23 protein-coding genes are annotated in these 20,943 nt (G+C 70.6%); 10 read left to right on the forward strand and 13 right to left on the reverse strand.

From position 1 onward, the window contains the following. Positions 1-3: 3 nt before the first annotated feature. The gene (locus SD460_RS11315) at positions 4-324 is read right to left on the reverse strand and encodes a hypothetical protein (RefSeq protein WP_290053094.1); all 321 of its coding nucleotides are present in this window, start codon (positions 322-324) and stop codon (positions 4-6) included. A 55-nt stretch (positions 325-379) separates the two neighbouring features. On the opposite strand from SD460_RS11315, the gene SD460_RS11320 reads away from it, so the two are divergent. The 6 genes from SD460_RS11320 to SD460_RS11345 all read left to right on the forward strand — a co-directional run bounded on the left by SD460_RS11320 (position 380) and on the right by SD460_RS11345 (position 4,883). Next, positions 380-823 carry a GNAT family N-acetyltransferase gene (locus SD460_RS11320; RefSeq protein ID WP_290053095.1) on the forward strand — a complete coding sequence of 148 codons (444 nt, stop codon included), beginning with the start codon at positions 380-382 and terminating at the stop codon, positions 821-823. A gap of 105 nt (positions 824-928) precedes the next feature. Then, complete coding sequence (locus SD460_RS11325; RefSeq protein WP_072476133.1) at positions 929-1,612, forward strand: metal-dependent transcriptional regulator; 684 nt, start codon at positions 929-931, stop codon at positions 1,610-1,612. 67 nt (positions 1,613-1,679) lie between these two features. Continuing rightward, a complete protein-coding gene (locus SD460_RS11330; RefSeq protein ID WP_290053098.1) occupies positions 1,680-2,498 on the forward strand; it encodes an LLM class flavin-dependent oxidoreductase in 819 nt (272 codons plus the stop codon). Between the two features lie 72 nt (positions 2,499-2,570). Then, positions 2,571-2,915: a transcriptional regulator gene (locus tag SD460_RS11335; RefSeq protein ID WP_166640026.1), complete on the forward strand. Its 345-nt coding sequence runs from the start codon at positions 2,571-2,573 to the stop codon at positions 2,913-2,915. A 39-nt stretch (positions 2,916-2,954) separates the two neighbouring features. Beyond that, positions 2,955-4,013 (forward strand): zinc-binding dehydrogenase, encoded by a 1,059-nt coding sequence (locus SD460_RS11340; protein ID WP_290053102.1) that lies wholly within the window; start codon positions 2,955-2,957, stop codon positions 4,011-4,013. 249 nt (positions 4,014-4,262) lie between these two features. Beyond that, positions 4,263-4,883: an alpha-ketoglutarate-dependent dioxygenase AlkB family protein gene (locus SD460_RS11345; protein ID WP_290053104.1), complete on the forward strand. Its 621-nt coding sequence runs from the start codon at positions 4,263-4,265 to the stop codon at positions 4,881-4,883. Here the strand turns inward: SD460_RS11345 and SD460_RS11350 are convergent. After that, positions 4,880-5,467: an ArsR/SmtB family transcription factor gene (locus tag SD460_RS11350; RefSeq protein WP_290053105.1), complete on the reverse strand. Its 588-nt coding sequence runs from the start codon at positions 5,465-5,467 to the stop codon at positions 4,880-4,882. The genes SD460_RS11345 and SD460_RS11350 overlap by 4 nt on opposite strands. A gap of 78 nt (positions 5,468-5,545) precedes the next feature. Between SD460_RS11350 and SD460_RS11355 the strand changes: the two genes are divergently transcribed. Beyond that, positions 5,546-5,722 carry a hypothetical protein gene (locus tag SD460_RS11355; protein WP_290053106.1) on the forward strand — a complete coding sequence of 59 codons (177 nt, stop codon included), beginning with the start codon at positions 5,546-5,548 and terminating at the stop codon, positions 5,720-5,722. Beyond that, positions 5,715-5,891 carry a hypothetical protein gene (locus SD460_RS11360; RefSeq protein ID WP_290053108.1) on the forward strand — a complete coding sequence of 59 codons (177 nt, stop codon included), beginning with the start codon at positions 5,715-5,717 and terminating at the stop codon, positions 5,889-5,891. Before SD460_RS11355 ends, SD460_RS11360 begins: the two co-directional genes overlap by 8 nt. A 15-nt stretch (positions 5,892-5,906) precedes the next feature. On the opposite strand, the gene SD460_RS11365 is transcribed toward SD460_RS11360, so the two are convergent. The 5 genes from SD460_RS11365 to SD460_RS11385 are packed head-to-tail and all read right to left on the reverse strand — an operon-like array spanning position 5,907 to position 10,148. Then, positions 5,907-6,743, reverse strand: coding sequence for a 5-oxoprolinase subunit C family protein (locus SD460_RS11365; RefSeq protein WP_290053109.1), 837 nt, complete (start codon positions 6,741-6,743; stop codon positions 5,907-5,909). Further along, positions 6,740-7,351: a 5-oxoprolinase subunit B family protein gene (locus SD460_RS11370; RefSeq protein ID WP_290053111.1), complete on the reverse strand. Its 612-nt coding sequence runs from the start codon at positions 7,349-7,351 to the stop codon at positions 6,740-6,742. The genes SD460_RS11365 and SD460_RS11370 overlap by 4 nt, the downstream gene beginning before the upstream one ends. Next, positions 7,348-8,097 carry a LamB/YcsF family protein gene (locus SD460_RS11375; RefSeq protein WP_290053113.1) on the reverse strand — a complete coding sequence of 250 codons (750 nt, stop codon included), beginning with the start codon at positions 8,095-8,097 and terminating at the stop codon, positions 7,348-7,350. The genes SD460_RS11370 and SD460_RS11375 overlap by 4 nt, the downstream gene beginning before the upstream one ends. A gap of 1 nt (position 8,098) precedes the next feature. Beyond that, on the reverse strand, positions 8,099-8,893 hold the full coding sequence (locus SD460_RS11380) for a putative hydro-lyase (protein ID WP_290053115.1): 795 nt from the start codon (positions 8,891-8,893) through the stop codon (positions 8,099-8,101). A gap of 10 nt (positions 8,894-8,903) precedes the next feature. Beyond that, on the reverse strand, positions 8,904-10,148 hold the full coding sequence (locus SD460_RS11385; protein WP_290053118.1) for an MFS transporter: 1,245 nt from the start codon (positions 10,146-10,148) through the stop codon (positions 8,904-8,906). A gap of 116 nt (positions 10,149-10,264) precedes the next feature. Here SD460_RS11385 and SD460_RS11390 point away from each other — a divergent pair, with 116 nt between their 5' ends. Next, positions 10,265-10,987 carry a GntR family transcriptional regulator gene (locus SD460_RS11390; protein WP_290053119.1) on the forward strand — a complete coding sequence of 241 codons (723 nt, stop codon included), beginning with the start codon at positions 10,265-10,267 and terminating at the stop codon, positions 10,985-10,987. On the opposite strand, the gene SD460_RS11395 is transcribed toward SD460_RS11390, so the two are convergent. From SD460_RS11395 to SD460_RS11420, 6 genes are all read right to left on the reverse strand, one after another. Then, positions 10,988-11,644 (reverse strand): DNA alkylation repair protein, encoded by a 657-nt coding sequence (locus SD460_RS11395; protein WP_290053122.1) that lies wholly within the window; start codon positions 11,642-11,644, stop codon positions 10,988-10,990. A 188-nt stretch (positions 11,645-11,832) separates the two neighbouring features. Further along, positions 11,833-13,191, reverse strand: a complete 1,359-nt coding sequence (locus SD460_RS11400; protein ID WP_290053125.1) for a ricin-type beta-trefoil lectin domain protein — start codon at positions 13,189-13,191, stop codon at positions 11,833-11,835. Continuing rightward, positions 13,188-15,041, reverse strand: a complete 1,854-nt coding sequence (locus SD460_RS11405) for a ricin-type beta-trefoil lectin domain protein (RefSeq protein ID WP_290053128.1) — start codon at positions 15,039-15,041, stop codon at positions 13,188-13,190. Before SD460_RS11405 ends, SD460_RS11400 begins: the two co-directional genes overlap by 4 nt. Then, entirely contained in the window at positions 15,038-16,105 is a 1,068-nt protein-coding gene (locus tag SD460_RS11410; RefSeq protein ID WP_318306132.1) for a ricin-type beta-trefoil lectin domain protein, read from the reverse strand. The genes SD460_RS11405 and SD460_RS11410 overlap by 4 nt, the downstream gene beginning before the upstream one ends. 81 nt (positions 16,106-16,186) lie before the next feature. Continuing rightward, positions 16,187-17,401 (reverse strand): RICIN domain-containing protein, encoded by a 1,215-nt coding sequence (locus SD460_RS11415; protein ID WP_290053129.1) that lies wholly within the window; start codon positions 17,399-17,401, stop codon positions 16,187-16,189. A gap of 839 nt (positions 17,402-18,240) precedes the next feature. Then, positions 18,241-19,485, reverse strand: coding sequence for an ROK family transcriptional regulator (locus tag SD460_RS11420; protein ID WP_318306133.1), 1,245 nt, complete (start codon positions 19,483-19,485; stop codon positions 18,241-18,243). 131 nt (positions 19,486-19,616) lie between these two features. On the opposite strand from SD460_RS11420, the gene SD460_RS11425 reads away from it, so the two are divergent. After that, positions 19,617-20,804 (forward strand): ROK family transcriptional regulator, encoded by a 1,188-nt coding sequence (locus SD460_RS11425; RefSeq protein WP_290053133.1) that lies wholly within the window; start codon positions 19,617-19,619, stop codon positions 20,802-20,804. Positions 20,805-20,943 lie beyond the last annotated feature (139 nt).

Below are 20,943 nucleotides of genomic sequence, written 5' to 3' on the forward strand. Positions count from 1 at the left end.
GACTCACTTCCTTCCCACGAAATCGAGTGCTTCTTCCGCCAGTGCGGACCACGGCTGGGGCGACGCCGCGTCCAGCGCCAGCCACTCCTTCATCGGCGTGCCCTTGTTCGCGTCGAAGCGCACGCCGTGCCCGCCTTCGACCAGCTCGTCCACCCGGGCCTTGGGCAGCTTCAGCACCAGCTGCCCGCGGACGAACACGCAGAAGATCCGGCCGTGCGCGCGCAGGGCTGTGCGCCCGAACCCGCCGGTCGCGCCGGGTGGCGTGATGCCCGGGCGTCCGGTGAACTCGTCGACCAGGTCCTCGAACCGCTGCTCTGGTGACATCGACCACCTCCGAGCCCGACAGTAACGACCACCACCGACAGAAACGGGAGGCGAGATGCCCGTCCGCGACGCCGTCTTCGAAGACATCGAGGAAATCTGCGCGCTCATCGAGGAGCACGCCGTCTACGAGGACAACCACGACCTGAAGCTCGACCGCGCCGAGATGAGCGGGCACCTGTTCGGGCCGGACCCGAAGGCGTGGGTGCTGCTCGCGACCCCGCCCGGCGAGCCCGGCACCGTGGCCGGCTTCGCGTTCTGCAGCTGGAACTTCTCGACGTGGGAGGCCCGTCCGGGGATCTGGCTGGACGACCTGTTCGTCCGTCCGGCCCACCGCCGCCACGGATTGGGCGGCGAGCTGCTGGACGAGCTGCGCAACCGCACGACCGGGCGCGTCGAGTGGGACATGCAGGAGGGCAACGAAAAGGGCCAGGCGTTCTACGCCCAGCTGGGCGCGGAGCCCGTCCCGGGCTGGATCCGCTACCGCTGGCGGCCGTACTGAGGATGACTTTGGAGCACCGGTTGCGTGGCGCGCGAGGGTCCGGCCTGCTTTTGGCCGGACCAGTGACTTTCACGAGAAAGTACGTAGCCCCGTAAAGTATGCGGCATGGGAGATGGTTCGGTCCGGAGGTCCTCGTCGGTCGAGGACTACGTCCGGGTGATCTACGGCCTGGTCGAGCGGGGTGAGGCGGTCACCAACACGTCGCTCGCCGGCCGGCTGGAGGTCAGCCCGTCCTCGGCGTCGGGGATGGTCACGAAGCTGTCCCAGCTCGGCCTGGTCACGCACGTGCCGTACCGCGGCATCGAGCTGACCGCCGACGGCAGACTGCTCGCGCGCTCGGTGCTGCGACGGCACCGGCTGATCGAGACGTACCTGGTCTCGGAGCTCGGCTACACGTGGGACGAGGTCCACGCGGAGGCGGACGCGCTGGAGCACGCGGTGTCGGACCGCCTGGTCGAGCGCATCGCGGCCAAGCTCGGCAACCCGGTCCGCGACCCCCACGGCGACCCGATCCCGGCCCCCGACGGAAGCGTGGAGGAACTGCCGGTCCGCATCTTGGACGACTTGCCGCCGGGCGCGGTCGGCGAGATCGTCCGGGTCTGGGACACGGACCCGGAGCTGCTGCGGTACCTCACGGAACACGCGATCAACCTGGGCGAACGCATCGAGGTGGTGGAGCGCCAGCCGTTCGGCGGCCCGATGGTGGTGAAGGTGGGTTCACCCCCGGACGCGGCTACGCACGCGATCGGCAAGGAGATCGCGCAGGCGCTGTCGGTCACCCTGCGCTGACGGGCGTACGCGCGGGTGACGTCGTGAAGCGGATGTGGTGACGACCCGCCCCCGCGACCATGGCCGCATGAAACCCTTCCGCTTCGGCGTCGTCGCCGGGTTCGCGCCCCACTTCGCCGCCTGGACGGCCCAGGCCAGGCAGGCCGAGGACCTCGGGTTCGACACCTTCCTCGCCACCGATCCCGTCGGGACCGCCGACCCCTTCGTGCTCCTCGGGGCCGCCGCCGCGGTCACTCGGCGGCTGAAGCTCGGCACCTTCGTCCTCGCCGACCCCTTCCGGGACCCGCGGGCTCTCGGCTGGCAGGCGCAAACCCTCCACCAGCTGTCCCGTGGTCGCTTCGAACTCGGGCTCGGGGTCGGACGGCCGGGAGCCGAGGAGCAGGCGAAGCAGCTCGGCCGGGAGTTCCCCTCTCCGGGTGAGCGCGTCACACGGATGGCCGAGACCATCGCGCACCTCAAGCGCACGGCCGACCGGCCGCCGTTGGTGGTTGCCGGCGGGGGGCCGAAAATGCTCGCGCTCGCCGCGCAAGAAGCCGACACCGTCACGTTCACCTGGGCGCCGAAAACCACCGAAGCCGAAGCTGAGTCCATTGTGGATCGATTCCGAACGCTCGCCGGTTCGCGGTTGCCGGACATCGAGCTGGGGCTGAACCTCATGGCTGTCGGTGACCGGCCGTCGCCGGGAATCGCGCGGTGGGCTGGGGTCGACGTCCCCGAGCTCGCCGCGGGCGGTGCGGTGACCGTGCTCCCCGAGGACCTGAATCGAGCCACGGAAAGGCTTCTCCGCTGGCGGGAGCGGTGGGGGATTTCCTACGTCACGATCAACTCCGGCTACGCGGAACCGTTCGCCGCGATCGCCGCGAAGGTGCGCACGGCAGGTGGGTGAGTGGTCTTCCGATCTTGCGAACCTGCGCCTACGCTCCAATGTTCGTATTCGGGAGTGCTTCGGAGCGTAGTGATGACCGGTCAGCGAACACGCACGATCGACCGGGGGGAACAGGCGGAGCTGAGCCAGCTGCTCGCCGCGGGCCCGTTCGACGTGGCCTTGCGGGCCGCGATCCGGGCCCGCGGGCTCGGGCTGGACCGGATCCGCTATCGCTTGCGCGGCAGGGGAACCACGGTCAGCCTGGCCACCCTCAGCCACTGGCAGTCCGGGCGGTGCCGTCCGGAGCGCGCGGAATCGTTGGAGGCCTTGCGGAATCTCGAGGACATCTTGAACGTGCCCGACGGCTCGCTCAGCAAGCTCCTCGGGCCGCCGCGGGGAAGAACCCGCTTCCACGCCCAGCCGCCGCCGCTCAACTGAGCGGCAGCAAGGAAAACCGGGTCACGTAGGCTCGCGGCCATGCGAGCTGTCGTGATCGAAGAGTTCGGCGCCCCGCCCGTCGTGCGGGACGTGCCGGAGCCGGTGGCGCCGCCGGGTGGCGTGGTGATCGAGGTCGACGCGACCGGCGTGTGCCGCAGTGACTGGCACACCTGGCAGGGCCACGACGCCGCCGTGACGCTGCCGCACGTCGCCGGCCACGAGCTCGCCGGCCGGGTCGTCGCGCTCGGCGAGGGCGTGCGCGGGTGGGCGCTCGGTGCCCGCGTCACCGTGCCGTTCGTCTGCGCGTGCGGGACGTGCGCCCAGTGCGCGCGCGGTGACCAGCAGATCTGCGACCGCGAGTTCCAGCCCGGCGCGACGCACTGGGGTTCCTTCGCCGAGCGCGTCGCCATCGGGCACGCCGAGACGAACCTGGTGGCGCTGCCGGACTCGATGGGCGCCGCCGAAGCCGCCGCGCTCGGCTGCCGGTTCGGCACGGCGTTCCGCGCGGTGCTGCGGCAGGGCGGGGTGCGCGCGGGGCAGTGGGTCTCGGTGTACGGCTGCGGCGGCGTCGGGATCTCCGCCGTCCTGCTGGCCGTCGCGGCCGGCGCCCGGGTGGTCGCCGTCGACGTCTCGCCGCCGGCGCTGGAGCTCGCGGCGAAGTCGGGTGCGGCGCTGACCGTCGACGCGTCGGCGTTCGACGGCCCGGAAGCCGTCGCCGAGCACGTGCGCGAGCTGACCGGCGGTGGCACGCACGTCTCGCTCGACTGCCTCGGCTCGCCCTCGACGTGCGCCGCGTCCGTGGGCAGCCTCCGCAAGCGCGGGCGCCACGTCCAGGCCGGGCTGATGCCGCCCGCGCAGGGCGTCGCGCCGATCCCGATGCACCGGGTCATCGGCGGCGAGCTGGAGCTGGTCGGCATCCACGGGCTCCAGGCCCACGAGTACCCGGAGCTGCTGCGCGTCGTCGAGACGGCGGGGATCGACCTCGCCGCGCTGATCGGACGGCGGATCGGGCTCGGCGACGTCCCGGCCGCGCTGGCCGAGATGAACGACCCCGTGCCGGGCCGCGCGGGCGTCACCGTCGTGACGTTCGGTGACTGATCCGCCCCGCCGCGGTCAAGTGACCCAGTCGTAGCTGATCCACGCTGGCGTTGTGACATTCAGGTGTGGCAACGTCTAGTTCATGGTGGCCCAGGGCGAGGGGTTTCGGCCGCAGGAGCGTCCCGTTGGTCCGTTGGGACGTCTCCTGCGGCAGTTCGCCGCCGCGGATGTCACGTTCCGCGGTCACCACCTCGTGCCCTCGGCGATCACCGAACGTGCGCGGCGGGAGCTTCCGGCACAATCGAGGTGATGGACGCCCTCCTCCCGCGCCCGCGCGCCGAGATCGCGCCCGGCGCCGTGCACCTGCCCGACTGGCTCGGCTTCGACGAGCAGCGCGAGTTCGTGGCGGCCTGCCGCGGCTGGTCCGGCTACCGCCACACCCGTCTGCCGAACGGCGGCGTGATGTCGGTGAAGTCCGTCTGCCTCGGCTGGCACTGGTACCCGTACGGCTACTCGCGCACCACCGCGGAGGGAACGCCGGTGCTGCCGTTCCCGGCCTGGCTGGGCGACCTGGGCCGCCGCGCGCTGGCGGCCGCGACCGGTGAGCAGGCGTACGAGCCGGACATCGCGCTGGTCAACTTCTACGACGCCACCGCGAAGATGGGGCTGCACCAGGACAAGGACGAGCGCAGCCTGGCCCCGGTGGTCTCGTTCAGCCTCGGCGACGCGTGCGTGTTCCGCTTCGGCAACACCGAGACACGCGGCAAGCCCTACACCGACGTCGAACTCCGCTCCGGCGACGTCTTCGTGTTCGGCGGCCCGTCCCGGCTGGCCTACCACGGCGTCCCGAAGACGTTGCCCGGCACGGCCGATCCGGCACTCGGCTTGACCGGCCGGCTGAACATCACGCTGCGGGTGTCCGGGCTCTAGTCCTCAGTGGACTCATCGTCGTCGTCCTCCGGCACGACGACGAGCCGGACGGCGATCGCGCGCGAGCCTTCGGGGTGCTGCCCCGGCTCGGTCACGTACTTCCACACCAGGTTCTGGTACTCCTCGACGAACGACGCGATCTGCTCCTTCGTCAGGTGCAGTCCGGAGCGGTAGATCTGGTTCCAGCCGGCCGCGCTGTCGTAGCCCGCGTACGCGCGCGTGACCAGGCCCAGGTCGTGGCTCATCTTCAGTGCGCCCAGCTTCAACGCCGCTTCGCGCTCGTCGGGCGTCAGGTCCAGGCCCGGCGGGGTGTAGATGTCCTTCATCAGCGACTTCCACCAGCGTTCGCGCCCGTCGCCGCGGCTTTCGAGTTCCGTGATGAGGTCGAGGTCGGCGAGCTTGCGGAGGTGGTAGCTGGTCGTCCCGGTGCTCTCGCCGAGGGCCTTGGCGACGCTCGTCGAGTTCGCCTCGCCGTGTTTGCCCAGGTAGGACAAGATGTCCCGGCGGACGGGGCTGGCCAATGCCTTCGAGAAGGCCTTGAGATCCGGGCCGGTGAGCACGCGCTTCTCGGGACGTTGGACCATGGCCGCAGCGTACTACAGAGACTGTTTGCAAAAAATCTCTGCAATCGGCTACCTTGGATCGGGAGATCGGGGGTTGCGATGAAGAAGCTGTTCTGGGCGGCACAGCACTGGTGGCCGGCTTGGACGGGGTTCGACGCGGCGGAGGCGTGCGGCCTGCTCGCCACGGCCTGGCTGCTCGGCCGCGGCGACCCGCGGACGCCGTTCGCGGCCATCGGGACGGCGACGCTGCGGCCGTCGGTGCCCGCCCATGTCTGAGCTGAGCCCGGCGCTGCGCGACGAGATCGACGACCAGGTCGCCGAGGCCTTCGACGCCTACCTCGCCGAACGGGGTCCGCGCCGTCCCCGCCGCACGTGGCCGCTGTGGCTCGCGATCGCCCTCACCAACCTGACGTGGCTGGTGGTCGTGAGTGGTAAGTCGGGTTAGAACCCGACTTATCACTCACGACGCGCGACGGAAGCGGACCGTCTGACCTGGACGCAGCTGGGCCGCGAGGTCGAGGTCCTCCTCCTCGACGACGGCGAGCACCGGATAACCGCCGGTTGTCGGGTGGTCGGCGTGGAACAGGATCGGCCGGCCGGACGGCGGTACCTGCAGCGATCCCGGCACGCACGCCTCCGACGGCAGTTCATCGTGGCGTGCCCGGGAAAGCGGGGGTCCGGTGAACCGGATCCCGACGCGGTCGGAGTCCGGCGAGACCGTGTACACAGTGGACAGCAGGTCGTCCGGGGCAGCGAACCAATCGCGACGCGGTCCCGGCGTCACCCGCAACACCGGTGACGCCGGCAAAGCCGCGCGAGGCGCGAGATCGACGACGGGGAACGCCTGCGGCGCCGGGCCGATCGGCAGCAGCATGCCCGCCGCAAGGGGTGGTGGGCCCAGCTTCCCGAGCGTGTCCGTCGCCCGCGAGCCGAGCACCGGTGGCACGTCGATGCCGCCGCGCACCGCCACGTAGCAGCGCAGGCCCGAAACCGCCGTGCCCAGCGCGAGTTTTTCGCCCGGCCACAACGTGATCGGGCCGTTCGGGCCGCCCTTCGACAGCGGGCACGCGGCTCCGGTGACGGCCACCGTCGTGACGGCGGAAGCGCGCAGCACCAGCCCGCCCAGCGTCACCTCCAGCGCGGCCGCCCCGGAAGGGTTCCCGACGAGCCGGTTCGCCAGCCGGAACGACGAGCGGTCGGCCGCGCCGGAGCGGCCGACGCCGAGGGCCGCGTGGCCGGGACGGCCGAGGTCCTGCACCGTCGTCGCGAAGCCCGGCCGGACGACTTCCAGCTTCACGACGGCACCGCCGTGAACCGGACGCGGGTGCCCGGCGGCAGCAGGTTCGGCGGGTCGCGCTCGACGTCCCACACCGGCACGGTCGTGCGGCCCAGCAGCCGCCAGCCGCCCGGGGACGCGCTCGGGTAGACCGCGCTGTACTCGCCGGCGATCGCCACCGAACCCGGCGGGATCCGGGTGCGTGGCGAGGAACGGCGGGCCACGTGCAGTACCGGGTCGGAGCCGGACAGGTAGGCGAAGCCGGGCGCGAACCCGCAGAACGCCGACACGTACGAGCCGCCGCTGTGCCGCGCGATCACCGAATCCACGCTCAGCCCCGTTTCGGCGGCGACCTCGGCGAGGTCTTCGCCGTCGTAGACCACCGGGAGCACCACCTCGCCCGCGTCGGCCGTCGCACTGTCCACAGGGGACACCGCGCGCAGCACCGCGCCCAGCCGGCCGGCGTCGGTCACCGAAGGGTCGAAGCGGACCAGCAGCGTCCGCGCCGCCGGGACCAGCTCCTCGACGCCGTCCGGGGCCAGTTCCGCCAGCGCCGCCTGGTAACCCAGCACGTCCCCGGTCTCCACCAGCACGCCGCGCCGCCCGCACGGCAGCAGCCGGACGGTCATCCGGTGAACGCGCCGAGCTGGACGCCGGCGTCCGCCAGCGCCGCCTCGATCCGCCGGGCCAGCTCCACCGCACCCGGCGTGTCCCCGTGCACGCACAAGGAATCCGGGCGGACGTCGAGCTTGGTGCCGTCCTCCGTCACGACGCCGCCGGTCGCCATGCCGACCGCGCGCTCGGCGACCAGCTCGGGGTCGTGCAGGACCGCGCCCGGCTGCTTGCGCGACACCAGCTTGCCGTCGGCGGTGTAGGCCCGGTCCGCGAACGCCTCCGCGTACGCCACCACGCCCGCGATCTCGGCCTGCCGCTGCATCGCCGAGTTCGGCAGGCAGAGCAGCGCGAGCGCGGGGTCGTACCGGCGCAGGCCGGCGACGATCGCCGCGGCCTGCTCGCCGTCCACCGCCGCGGTGTTGTACAGCGCGCCGTGCGGCTTCACGTACGAGACGCGGCTGCCGGCCGCGCGGGCGAACGCGTCGAGTGCGCCGATCTGGTAGAGCACCTCGTCGGCCAGGTCGTCCGGCGCGATGTCGAGCGCGCGCCTGCCGAACCCGGCCAGGTCGCGGTACCCGACGTGCGCGCCGATCGCGACGCCGCGCTCGGCCGCCAGCTCGCACACTCGCCGCATCACCGACGGGTCGCCGGCGTGGAAGCCGCACGCGATGTTGGCGCTGGTCACGATGTCGAGCATGGCTTCGTCGTCGCCCATCTTCCAGGCGCCGAAGCCCTCGCCGAGATCGCTGTTCAAGTCCATTTCAGCCCACCCGGTATTCGCTGTCGTGGCGATCGGTGATGAACATGTACCCCGGCGCGTGGGTGAGCGCAAAGGGGGGCCGCGACGCCATCAGCGCCGCCTGCGGGGTGACGCCGCAGGCCCAGAACACCGGGACGTCGCCGGGGTGCGCGTCCACCGGATCGCCGAAGTCCGGCCGCGAAAGATCCTCGATCCCCAGCGCCCGCGGATCGCCGATGTGCACCGGCGCGCCGTGCACGGCCGGCATCGCCCGGGTGATCCGGATGGCGTCGTCGACGCGGTCCTCCGGGATCTGCCGCATCGACACCACCATCGGGCCGAACAGCCGCCCGGCGGGCTCGCACTGCCGGTTCGTCACGTACATCGCGACGTTGCGGCCCTGGTCGACGTGCCGCAGCGGGACGCCTTCGGCGGCCAGCGCCGTCTCGAACGTGAAGCTGCAGCCGATCGAGAAGGCGACCATGTCACTGCGCCACAGCCCGCTCGCGTCGGACACCTCGCCGGCCAGCACGCCGTTCTGCCAGATCCGGTAGCGCGGCAGGTCGGTGCGCAGGTCCGCGCCCTCGGCGAGCCGGGTGGCCGGGTCGCCGGGGTCGGTGACGTCGAGCAGCGGGCACGGCTGCGGGTTGCGGGTGCAGAAGAGCAGGACGTCGTACGCCCAGTCCTCGGGGACGGCGATCAGGTTGGTCTGGGTGAAGCCGTTGGCCCAGCCCGTGGTCGGGCGGGCGGTGCCGCGGCGGAACACCGCGCGTGCTTGCGCCGGCGTGAAGGTGGCCGGCTGGTCAAAGGTCGTCACGAGATCCCCCTCAGTCGACGAGTTCGATGCCCCTGGTTTCCGGGAGGCCGAGCAGCGCGAGCACCGCGATGCCGTAGCCGATCGCGCCGAAGACGATCGCTCCGCCGGCCCCGAGGAAGCCCACGACGGTCGGGAAGATCGCCCCGACCGCGCGGCCGAAGTTGTAGGTGAAGCCCTGGCCCGTGCCGCGCAGCGCCGTCGGGTACAGCTCGGCGAGGAACGCCCCGAAGCCGCTGAAGATCGCGGACATCGAGAAGCCGAGCGGGAAGCCGAGGACGAGCACGAGCCCGTTGGCGCCCTTGGGGATCTGCGTGTACGCGACGATCAGTGCGGCCGAGAGCAGCGCGAAGGTCAGGAACGTTTTCTTGCGCCCCAGTAGATCCGTGAGGTAGCCGCCGCAGATGTACCCGACGAAGGCGCCGGTGATGAGGAACGCGAGGTAGCCGCCGGTGCCGATCACGGTCAGCTCGCGCGTCTTCTTCAGGTAGGACGGCAGCCACGTCGAGATCGTGTAGTACCCGCCCTGGACGCCGGTGGCCAGCAGCGCGGCGAAGAACGTCGTGCGCACGAGGTCGCCCTTGAAGATCCGGACGAGCGTGCCCTTCGGGCGTTCGGCCTTGAGGCGTTCTTCCGCGCGCGGGGCGTCCTTGACGCTCTTGCGGACCCACAGCACGAGCAGCGCCGGGATGACACCGGTCCAGAACATGATCCGCCAGGCCACGTCGTCGCTCGCGACGCTGAACACGACGGTGTAGACGACCACCGACAGGCCCCAGCCGACCGCCCACGCGCTCTGCACGAACGCCACGGTCCGGCCGCGGTACTTGGCCTGCGAATACTCCGCCACCAGCGCCGCGCCGGCCGCCCACTCGCCGCCGAAGCCGAGGCCCTGCAGCGCGCGGAAGACGAGCAGCGTCTCGAAGTTCGGCGCGAACCCGCAGAGCACGGTGAAGATCGTGTACATCGCGATGGTGATCTGGAGCGTGCGGACGCGGCCGATCCGGTCGGCGAGCATGCCCGCGCCGACGCCGCCGACGGCCGACACGACCAGCGTCGTCGTGCCGAGCAGGCCGGCTTCACCGCTCGAAATGCCGAAGTAGGCCGTGATGGCGGCCAGGCCGAGCGGCAGCGTCTGGTAGTCGAACGAGTCCAGTCCGTAGCCGCCGAACGCGCCGACGAAGGCGCGCCGTCCGCGTTTTCCGAGCGTGCGGAACCAGTCGAACGGCCGGGCCTCGGTTGTAGTGGTCGCGGTCATGGGGCACCTCCTGGCCAGTGTCTCTCATCGTGGCGCGCCTCACACGGTAGAGATTGTTGAACAATTCCACAAGATGGCAATTGGATCGTCCCCTGTGTGATGGGTACCATCGGAGCGTGGTCATCGAAGACAGCGGGTTACCGGGCCTGGCGGCCGACCGGGGCTTGGTCAGCCGCAAGAGCACGGCCGAGCGGGTCGCCGGCGTCCTCCGCAAGCGCATCGCGGAGGGCTTCTTCCTGCCCGGTGGCCGGCTGTCGGAGCAGGACATCGGCAACGCGCTCGGCGTCTCGCGCAACACGCTGCGCGAGGCGTTCCGGCTGCTCACGCACGAGCGGCTGCTGGCGCACGAGCTCAACCGCGGGGTCTTCGTCCGCATCCCGAGCGTTGAGGACGTCGTCGACATCTACCGCGTCCGCAAGATCATCGAGTGCGCGGCGGTCCGCGGCGTGACGGCCAAGCCGCCGACCTTCGGGCGCATCAAGGAGAAGGTCGACATCGGCGACGAGGCCGCCCGCACCGGCAACTGGAAGGACCTCGGCACCGCGAACGTCTGGTTCCACCAGGAGCTGGCCGCGCTGTCCGGCAGCGAGCGCGTCAACGAGCTGGTCGGCAGGCTGACCGCCGAGCTGCGGCTCGTCTTCCACATCATGGCCGAGCCGCGCCGCTTCCACGAGCGCTACCTGCCGCGCAACCACGAGATCCTCGACCGCATCGAGGCGGGCGACGGGCCGGGCGCGGAGCAGCTGCTGATGAAGTACCTCGAAGACGCGGAGGAGCAGCTGGTCGAGGCGTACGCCGATCGCGCGGAGGCCGCCCGCGCGGCGATCTCGGCGGAGTAGCTACCGCCGTCGCACCATTTCGGCGATCCAGGCCGGCGCGAACGGGGACGTGCAGTTCGGCGGCGTCGGGTAGTCCTTCAGCACTTCCAGGCGCTCGCCGATCTCGATCGCCCGGGCGCGGAGGTCGTCGTGCTCGATCCCGATCTGGGCCAGGCAGTGGTTCATCGCCCACTGCAGGCGGTCCGGTGCGTCCTTCATGTCCTTTTCGATGACGTCGAGGAGCTCGCTCAAGCCCTTGGTCATCGTGGGTACGCGGGCCGTCGTCAACGCCCAGCCGGCGCTCGCCACCACCGGGTCCGGATCGGCGAACCACGCCTGGCGCAGCTCCTCGGCGTGCGGGCTCTTCTTCACGACGTAGTTGACGAGCCAGTCGTGCACCTTGGGGGTGCGCGCGGTCCGGAGCATGGCGTCCAGCTCGGCGCGCTCGAAGGCTTTCGGGCGGCAGATGAGCGTCGCGAGCAGCTTGGCCGCGGTGTCGTCGGTCCGCCAGAGCTCGCGGGCGAGGTCCTGCTGCGTTTTCAGTCGTTTCGCGACCGCTCGCAGCTTGCTCAGGTTCACGCCGTGGTCGTCACCGTGTTTTTCGTTGACCGCACGGACTTTGGGGTCGTCGAGGGCGGCCAGCTCGGCCAGCACGTTGTCCACTGTCGTCTCCGCCACGGCCGCCAGTTTACGGTGCGCTTTCGGGCACGCTTGACGTCCGGACGGGCCGAGCACCGGCCGGGCTCCGGCGCCGCTGGATAACCTCGGTGCGGTTCCGCCGCCGGAGACCCCCAGCGGCAGGCGGACCACGCTGCCGGGTCGCCGCCTCCCCAGTGCCGCGGCCCGGCAGCCCTCACTCCGTGGTGTCAGCCGGCGTAGCGGGCGAAGATCCGCGTGAAGTCCCACGCCTGCTGGGAAACACCCGAACACGTGTCGTTGTTCGGGTAGCCGCCCGGGCAGGGGCGGTCGCGGTTGGCCGACCAGAACGTCAACCGGGCCAGGTGGTGCGCGTTCGCGTAGCCCAGGATGGTGGTGAAGTCGTTCAGGGTGACCGTCTCGCTGTTGTCGGTGATCCCGTTCATCGACGAGATCCCCATGTGCCGGTACGCGGTGTCGTCGTCGTAGCCGTACGCGCTCTTGACGACGTTCTTGAGGCCCTCGGCCGCCCGCTGCGTCAGCGTGCCCATGTTCTGGCCGGCGCCGCCGAAGTCGAACGGCATGATGACCCAGCCGTCGACCGTGAGACCGGACTGCGCCGCCCGGTTGACCAGGCTGTTGTCCGGTCCGGACTGTCCGGTGCCGAAGGTGACGTACAGCTTGATGCCCGGGTTGTTCGCCCGGACCGTCTTCAGCGCGTCGACCGTGCGGTGCTGCACGGTCGGGTTGCTGTAGGCGTCGGCCTCGATGTCGATGTCGATCGCCTTGAGACCGTAGGCGTTGATCACCTTCTGGTAGCCCGCCGCCAGCTCGCCCGCGCTGCCGCACGAGGACTCCAGCTTGTTGCCGGAGTAGCCGCCGAACGACGGGATGACGTCGCCGCCGCCCGCGCGCACCGCGTTGATCGTGTTCTGGTCGACGCCGCCGGTGAGCGCCCGGCCGCCATCCCACTGCGGGTTGCAGTAGCCGTTGGACAGGATGAACGCCAGCGTGAACCACTTGACGCCGGTGGCGTTCTGGATCGTCTGCGGGTTGGGCGGGTCACCCCAGCCGTTGTAGAGGTACGGCGCGACGGCCATCACGCCCGGGCCGGTCGGCGGCGTCGTGTTCCCGCTCGGCAGCGTCCACTGCTGGTTGGCCGTGCTCGCGCACGTCCAGATCTGCAGCCGGGTGCCGTTCGCGCTGGAGTTGCCGGTGGCGTCGAGGCACTTGCCCGAGCCGGTGTTGACGAGGTTCTTCGCCGAGTTGGCCGTCCACTTCTGGGCGGCGGAGCCGTTGCAGTCCCAGAGCTGGACGGTCGTGCCGTTCGCGGTGCCGGCGCTCGTCACGTCGAGGCACTTGCCCAGCGCTTGCAGGGATCCGTCGGAGCCGACCGTCCACTGTTGAGCGTTCGTGCCGTTGCAGTCGTAGAGCTGGACGGCCGTGCCGTTGGCGCTGCTCGCCGCGTTGACGTCGACGCACTTGCCGGCGATGCCGGTGATCGGCCCGGTTGCCGCCTGCGCGACGCCCGGTGCGAACACCAGGGCCGACGCGGCGATCAGGGCCGCGAATACCGCTGTCTTCTTCATGCGGGCACGTTCCACTTCTGGTTGGCGGCGCCGGTGCAGGTCCAGATCTGCAGCCGGGTGCCGTTGGCGCTGGAGTTGCCGGTGGCGTCGGCGCACTTGTTCGACCCGGCACCGACGAGGTCCTTGGCCGCGTTCGCCGCCCATCTCTGGTTCGCGGTGCCACCGCAGTCCCACAGCTGCAGCTGTGCACCGTCCGCTGTGGACTGACCGGTGACGTCGAGGCACTTGCCGAGCGCGCGGATCGTGCCGTCGGTGCCGACGGTCCACTGCTGGGCGGTGGAGCCGTTGCAGTCGTAGAGCTGGACCGCGGTGCCGTTGGCGCTGCTCGCGCCGGCGACGTCGACGCACTTCCCGCCGAGGCCGGTGATCGGGCCGGTCTTGCCGGTGCCGCCGCCGTTGCCCTGGTTGCCGCTCCAGGTGAACGTCGCCGAGGTGTGGCCGGGCAGGGTGTAGGTGAAGGACGAGTTGCCCCAGTTCACCCGCACGCTCTGGTTGCCGGTGCTGGAGTTGTACGCGATCAGCGCCTTCGAGCCGTCCGGGTTCTTCCAGGCGACGTTGCGGACGGTCGAGTTGTCGTTCGAGTCGATCCGGTACGCGCCCGGCTTCACGAACTTCGTCAGGTGACCCATCGTGTAGTACTCGACGGTGTAGTCGACCTGCCCGCTGCGCGAGTCTCCGTTGTGGACGGTGATCAGGCCGGTGCAGGTGCCGCAGCCGCCGTTGTGCGGGCCCATGTTCTGGTCGACGGCGAGGCTCCACTTGGTGACGCTCTTCGACCAGTTCCGGGTGTAGTCCACGATGTTGTTCATGTCCTCGGCCTGCTGGTTCGAGATCCAGGTGCCGCCGGAGTGTTCGGTCGAGTACGCGTTGACGTTCGGGTACTGGTTGTGCGTGGTCGTCTGCTGCGCGATGTCGCCGCCGTAGCCGTGCCAGGCGACGCCGCCGAAGTTCGGGTGGTTGCGGATCGCCGAGTCGTCCAGGGTCGGTGCCCCGTAGGACGCGTAGGTGTCCCAGTTCCAGTCGAGCGCGAGGACCTTTGTGGACAGACCCGCGTTCTGCAGCGCGGGCAGCAGGTTGTTCTTCGCGAAGTACGCGAGCCCGGCGCCGTTCCAGTTGGTCGACGGGTAGCTCGCGCAGCACGTCGGCTCGTTCTGCATCGAGACGTAGTCGATCGGCACGCCCGCGGCCTGGTAGGCCTGGAGGTACTTGACGAAGTACTGCGCGTAGGCCGGGTAGTACTGCGATTCGACCCAGCCGAGCAGGTAGCTGTCGTTGTCCTTCATCCACGGCGGCGCGCTCCACGGCGACGCCATCACCTTGGCCTGCGGGTTGAGCTGCTTGGCCTGCTTGGTCAGCGGCAGCACGTCGGCCTGGTCGTGGGCGATGGAGAAGTGCGTCAGGTTCGGGTCGGTCTGGCCGGCCGGCATGTCGTCGAAGGTGTAGCTGTAGCGGGCGAGGTCGGACGCGCCGAGCGGGTTGCGGATGAAGCTCAGCCCGATGCCGTTGTTCGGGTCGAACAGCTTGCGCATCGTGTCGTCGCGGGTGGCCTGGGAAAGCGCGCCGCTGGAGTTCATCAGCCAGGCCGCGGTGTCCGTAAAGGACGCGCCGCCGCCTTCGAATTGCTGGTAGGTGGTGCCTTCGTTGACGTTGATGGTCACGCCACCGGAGCCGGTGCCCGAGGCGAACGTGACCGGCGTCTGCTGCTGGAGACCGCGGGTGACCGTCCGGCCGCCGGAGTCGCTGGTGGTGGTGAGCCAGACGTTGACCGTCTCGCCCGCGGCCTGCGCGGGCGCGGCGAAGGTGGCCGCGGCGAGCGCGGTCACGCCGAGCAGGGTGAGCAGTTTTCTCATGGGAGCGTCCACTTCTGGTTCGCGCCGGACCCGCAGGTCCAGATCTGGAGCCGGGTCCCGTTGGCACTCGAGTTCCCGGTCGCGTCGAGGCACTTGCCGGAGCCGGCGTTCACGAGGTTCTGAGAACCGTTGGCCGACCACTTCTGGGCGTTCGAGCCGTTGCAGTCCCAGAGCTGGGTCGGGGTGCCGTTGGCGGTGCCGGCGCTGGTGACGTCGAGGCACTTGCCCAGCGCGCGGACCGAACCGTCCGTGCCGACTGTCCACTGTTGAGCGTTCGTGCCGTTGCAGTCGTAGAGCTGGACGGCGGTGCCGTTGGCGTTGCTCGCGCCCGCGACGTCGGCGCACTTGCCGCCGATGCCCTTGATCGGCCCGGCGGTCCCGGCGGGCGGGGGTGTGGTGCCGCCGACGAACTGCGTCGCGACCTGCTCGCCGAGGCTGACCGCGGTGGCGTGGTTTTCGATCGGGTTCACGTGCGTGTTCGGGAACACGACGTAGGTCACCGGGCCTTCGGTGCCGCCGTTGCTCGGGTCGGGGTTGATGCCGAGGTTGACGGCGGTGGCGTACGAGGCTTCACCGATGATGCTCGTCGGGCCGGTGTCGCCGACGACCGCGTAGGTGACCTGGTTGTTGTAGATCACCGCCACGACCGAACCGCCGTCGATCCCGTAGTTGCGGTAGTCCCATGTGGACGTCGGCTGCGGGAGGACGATGTACGGGAGCTGTGCCGCGTTGAGCGGCTGGTCGGTCGAGGTGTGGAACGCGGTGTCGGGGTAGAAGCAGCAGTCGGTGTTCTCGTTGCACTGCGTGGTGCGGACGCCGTCGCAGTCGATGTCCATGTCGGCGGTGAAGAACACCGCGCCAGCGGTCTGGCAGACGGGAACGGTGGCCGCGCCGCCTTCGTCGAAGGAATACTTCCCGTTCGAGATCTGTTGGCAGTTCTGGGTTTTCGCGAGCAGCTGGCTCGCGGACGGACCCGCTTCGACCGCGGCTTGGGCGGAGCCGGACGTGAGGGAAGAAAGCGCTAACAGGGCACACCCCATTAGCGCGACGAGGATTCGCCGCACTGGGATTCTCCTTGTGGGGAATGGGGTCGTGAGTGGTAAGTCGGGTTCTAACCCGACTTACCACTCACGACCGGGGGTGGATCAGGGCGTTGTCCACTTCTGGTTGGCGCCGCCGCCGCAGGTCCAGATCTGCAGGCGGGTGCCGTTCGCGGAGCTGTTGCCCGTCGCGTCGAGGCACTTGTTCGCGTTGGGGTTCACGATGTCGCGCGCCCCGGTGACGACCCATTGCTGGGCGCCGGTTCCGTTGCAGTCGTAGAGCTGCACCGGCGTCCCGTCCGCGGTGCCCGCGGCGGCGACGTCCATGCACTTGCCGTAGGCGCGGATGGTGCCGTCGGTGCCGATGGTCCAGCTCTGTGCGGCGTTGCCGTTGCAGTCGGTGATCTGGATCGGCGTCCCGTTGGCGCTGTTCGCGCCGGCGACGTCGACGCACTTGCCGCCGATGCCGGTGATGGTGCCGGTCCGGCCGCTGCCGCCGCCCGAGGTGTTGGTGACGTGCACGTAGTCGACGACGAGCTGCTGCGGGAACTGCGTGCTGCTGTTGGGATCGCCGGGCCAGTACCCGCCGACCGCGAGGTTCAGGATGAGGAAGAAGCCGTGGTCGTAGACCCAGCGGTTGCCGTTGAGGTCCGACGGCGTGCGCGTCTGGTAGAGGTTCCCGTCGACGTACCACTTGATCTGGTTGGGTGCCCAGTCGATGGCGTAGGTGTGGAAGTCGTCGGAGAAGTTCGGGCCGTTGTAGGCCGCGCCGATGCCGCCGGAGCCGGAGTAGCCGGGCCCGTGGATGGTGCCGTGCACGGTGTTCGGCTCGAAACCGACGTTCTCCATGATGTCGATTTCGCCGTCGGTGGGCCAGTTGCCGCCGCCGAGCATCCAGAACGCGGGCCACATGCCCTGTCCGCGCGGGAGTTTCATGCGCGTTTCGAAGTGGCCGTAGGCCTGGCTGAACTTGCCGGCGGTGTTCATCCGCGCGGAGGTGTACTCGCAGCGGCCGTACCAGCAGTTGTAGTTGCCGGGATTTTCTTTCTTGGCGGTGATGACGAGGTGGCCCTGCCCGTCGAGCTGGGCGTTGCTCGTGCCGGAGGTGTAGTACTGCCGCTCGTGGTTGTTGACGTTGTCGCCGGTCTCGAGCTGCCACTTCGACCCGTCGACGGCGGACCCGGCGGGCCCGTTGAAGTCATCGGTGAAGGTGGCCGCGGCTTCGGCGGCCGGCGCGGTCAGCGCCTGCTGGCCGAGGACGAGCAGCGAACAGGCGGCGAAGAGCGCCGCCCATCTCTTGCGGAGTTTTGAGGTGGACATCGTTGTCGCCTCTCTCACCGTTGGGGGGACGGCGTTCCGCGCGCAGCACGGAACGCGGGGAGGGGAGGTGCCTCGCATGCCGGGGCGGCGGCAGGCGCGGTCGAGCCCTCGAGCCGGGGCGGGGTGGCTCGGGGACGGGCGCTTTGTTGTGCCTGGCAACAAAGTATGCATGGTCCAGACAAGCCGGGCAACCGTCGGCCGGTCATTTTTTTTCAACCCGAATTAAGGGTGGGTGGGTTACGGGGCCGAGGCGGTGAGCTGGGGCGATCCGGTGTTCCGGTCAGTGGGGCACGGTGCTGCGGCCCTGCGGTCGCCGGTTGTCCACAGGTCCGCGGAGTTGTGGATGGTCCGGCCTCGGCGGCCTTCGGCGCGGGGGTTTTGTCGGTCGGGGTCGATACGCTGGAGCGGGGCGGTCCCCCAGGGCGGGCGGGCTGTGCGGGCGGGCTGTGCGGGCGGGCTGGCGGACCCCTGCGTGGGCGCGCGGGGCGGGCTGTGCGCAGGGTGAGTTGCCCTGCGTGGGCGCGCCGACGGGGCCGGGCTGTGCGGGCGGACTGGCGTACCCAGCGTGGGCGCGCGGGGCGGGCCGTGGGCAGGGTGAGTCGGCCGGCGGGCCCTGCGTGCGCGCGCGGGCGGGCCGTGCGAGAGCGGGCGGGCTGGCGGACCCTGCTTGGGCGCGCGGGTGGGCCGTGCGCAGAGTGAGTCGGCCGGCGTGCCCTGCGCGGGCACACGGGCGGGGCGGGCAGCGCAGGAGCGGGCCGCGCGGGGCGAGCGGGCCGGCGGACCTCGTGGGCTCGCGGGAGCGGGCGGGCCGTGCACATGCGACCCAGCGGGCCAGGCTCTCAGGCCGCGTCGGAGTCCGGGGCGCCCGACGCCGCCGGCTTCGCCAGCCGGGACGTTGCGCCCTGCTCCAGCAGGTCCGCCACCGGTAACGTCGCCGCTCCCGTGGCCACCGCGTCCAGGCCCAGTGACCCCAGCTGGATCGACGTCTGGCTGAACGGGTGCCGCAGTGCGTGCTCCCCGGCCGCCGCTCGGATCCGCGGGAGCAGCTGCTCGCCCAGCGCCAACCCCGCCCACCCGCCGATCACTATCCGCTCGGGGTTGAACAAGTTGATCAAGTTCGCGATCCCCGCGCCCAGGTAGCCCGCCGTCTCGTCGAGGACGCGGGCCGCCGTCTTCGAGCGCGGTGCCGCCTCCAGCAGTGCCGTGAACTGGGCCTGCTCGTCCTCGCCCGGGACGTCCTTGCCGCGCGCCTTCCGGTACCGCGCCAGCACCCCGCCGGCGCCGATGTACGCCTCCAAGCAACCGAGGGCGCCGCAGCGGCACTCCTGGCCGCCGTACGCGATCGTCGTGTGGCCCCACTCGCCCGCGCTGCTCGTCGAGCCGCGGTAGGTCGTTCCGTCCGTCACCACCGCCGCTCCGACGCCCGAGCCGATCAGGGCGATGACCGCGTGGCGGGCGCCGCGGCCCGCGCCGAACCACATCTCCGCCTGGCCCTGCGTCTTCGCGCCGTTGTCCACGAACAGCGGGAGCCCGACGCCGGCGTCGCGCAGCAGGGACACCAGCGGGACCGCGTCCCAGCCCACCGTCGGCGCGTGCACCAGCACCCGCGCGCCCTGCTCGACCGTGCCCGGGACGCCGATGCCCACGCCCAGTACGCCCGATTCGTCGATGCCCGCCGTCGCGAACACCTCGCGCAGGCCGGACGTCACCTGCTCGACCGCCGTCGCCGCGTCCGGGGCCTTCGGGAGCGGGTGCTCCACCGTCGCCAGCCGGCGCATCGACAGGTCGAACAGCTCCACCTTGACGCCGGTTTCGCCGATGTCGACGCCCACCACGTGGCCGTACGCCGGGTCGACGCGCAGCAGCACGCGCGGGCGGCCGCCGTCGGACTCGACCTGGCCCGCCTCCGTGATGAGCCGTTCTTCGCCCAGTTCCGCCGTCACGTTGCTGACCGTGGCGGCGCTCAATCCGGTGAGCTGGCTCAGTTCGTGCCGCGACAGCGGGCCGTCGAAGTACAGTTTCGACAGCAGCAGGGAACGGTTGTGCCGTCGCAGATCGCGGACGGTGGTGCGCTTGCTCGCCATGGGCAACCCATCTGAAAACTTACCGGCTTCGACCAGGATGCCTGATCACCGTAAGTTGTGGCTATGTATTAAGTGGTGAACTAAGTCCCGAACTGATGGTCGCACGGTGGGTCTCTGGCACAATCCCCCAGGTGACCCAGGTGGTGCGTCAGACAACCCGAGACCTCCGACGGCACAACCGCGCGGCGCTGCTCTCCTCCCTCTACCTCCGCGGCCCGGTCAGCAGACTGGAACTGGTAGCTGAATCGGGACTTTCGGCCGCCACCGTTACCAACGTCGTCTCCGAACTGATCGCCGACGGCGTCGTCGCCGAGGCCGGCTCGGTCGAATCGGACGGCGGGCGGCCGCGGACGCTGCTGGCCGTGCGGCCCGACTTCGGCCACGTCGTGGGCGTCGACGTCGGCGAAACCCACGTCGAGGTCGGCCTCTTCGACTGCGCGCTCGGCACCCTCGGCACGGTGCGCCACCCGCTCGTCGGCACCCGGCTCGACCCGGACGAAGTGGCCGGGCTGGTGCGCACGGGCATCGCCGAAGTTCTCGAAGGGGGCGAACCGGACGCGGTGTTCGGCGTCGGCATCGGCGTGCCCGGCGCGGTCCGCGACGGCGGGATCGTGCACGCGCCCACCCTCGGCTGGCGCGGCGTGGCCTTCGGCGACCTGATCCACCCGTACATCCAGGCGCCCCTGCACCTCGACAACCGAGCTCGCACCCTGGGCCAGGCCGAGACCTGGCGCGGGGCCGGCCGGGGTGCCGAACGCGCCATCGTCGCCCTGCTCGGCGTCGGGGTCGGGGCCGCCGTCGCAACGGCCGGGCGGTCGCACCCCGGCATCACGACCAGCGAGTGGGGCCACACCGTCGTCAAGGCCGGCGGCGCGCCCTGCCGCTGCGGTTCGCACGGCTGCCTGGAGGCCTACGTCGGCACCGAGGCCGTCGTCCGGCACTACGCTGCCAGAGTCGGCAAGCAACCGGTCATCGGGGACGAAAGCGACGCCGAGCTCGCGCACATCGTGGCCGCGGCCGAAGAGGGCGGCCCCGCGGCCGAGGTCCTCGCCGAAACCGGCGAATACCTGGGGATCGGCATCGCCAACCTGATCAACCTGCTCAGCCCGGACCGGGTGGTGCTCGCCGGTTCGGCGGGCGCGATCATGGGTCCGGCGATCCTGCCCGCCGTCCGCGACGCCGTCGGCCGCCACGCGCTCGACTACCTCGCCGGGCGCACCGAGGTCGTCCTCGGCAGGCTCGGGCCCGAGGCGGTCGCGCTCGGCGCGGCGACGCTGCCCATCGCCCAGCTGCTCGCCAGCGGGGGCCGGACCGGCTGATTTCCTTGCGTCGCAAGGAGTAGTCCGGCAGGCAGGTCCAGACCGCCAGTTCTTTCAGCACTTAAACTTAGGTCCAAAACGTTACCGCCGTGTTATTGACGTGACCCGAGTCACCCGGGTTGACTTCTCGACGTCGTTC

Source organism: Amycolatopsis solani (genome assembly GCF_033441515.1).
GTDB classification, from domain to species: Bacteria; Actinomycetota; Actinomycetes; order Mycobacteriales; family Pseudonocardiaceae; genus Amycolatopsis; species Amycolatopsis solani.